Source organism: Synechococcus sp. R6-10, assembly GCF_047461815.1.
In the GTDB taxonomy this organism is placed as follows: domain Bacteria; phylum Cyanobacteriota; class Cyanobacteriia; order Thermostichales; family Thermostichaceae; genus Thermostichus.
This window is the reverse complement of sequence record NZ_JANSHW010000502.1, coordinates 1-674: the sequence shown is the minus strand read 5'-3', so window position 1 is coordinate 674 and position 674 is coordinate 1. Positions and strand designations below refer to the sequence as shown.

The 674-nt window shown below is 54.6% G+C and carries 1 protein-coding gene; it reads left to right on the top strand.

From position 1 onward, the window contains the following. Positions 1-674, top strand: a 674-nt coding sequence (locus tag NW837_RS12755; RefSeq protein ID WP_414332020.1) for a choice-of-anchor Q domain-containing protein, incomplete at both ends; no start/stop codon positions are given.

Here is a 674-nt window from a genome sequence, read left to right as displayed (position 1 = left end):
GACAAACATCAGCAAAACAGGGATCTCCAGCAATAGCGTTAGTGAAAAAGGGGGTGGCATTTACAACGGCAACGGCGGCAAGGTAACCCTCAACGCCAGCGAGATCTCCTTCAACAATGTCGGCCAGGAGGGGGGAGGCATCTATGTTTCCAGCAGCAGTACAGTAAACATTACCAACAGCACCCTATCAGGAAATAGTGCTGGCACAAAAGGCGGTGGCATCTACAATCTCGGCACCAGCAGTCTAAGCTTTGTAACAATTGCATCGAACTCAGCTTCAAAAGGTGGAGGTATTTTCAACGGCGCCACAGCCAACCTTAGGAACTCAATCGTCGCAAACAGTACAAGCGGAGGTAATTGTTCCAACGCTGGCACTCTCACCCCCAGCGGGGCAAATCTCGACACCGATGGAAGCTGCCCAGGATTTACGGCTGTAACCTCAGCAGCTCTGAACCTTGGGTTACTGGCCAACAATGGTGGGCCGACCCAGACCCATGCACTTCTGGCAGGCAGTGTAGCCATCGACGCTGTGCCAGCCGGGCAGTGTACCGACCTGAACAGTAGCCCTGTCAACCAGGATCAGCGGGGTTTTTCCCGACCTGCTGGAGTTCGGTGTGATGTAGGAGCATATGAGGAGCAAGCTCCGCCCACCCCCACCCCAACACCGACGCCAA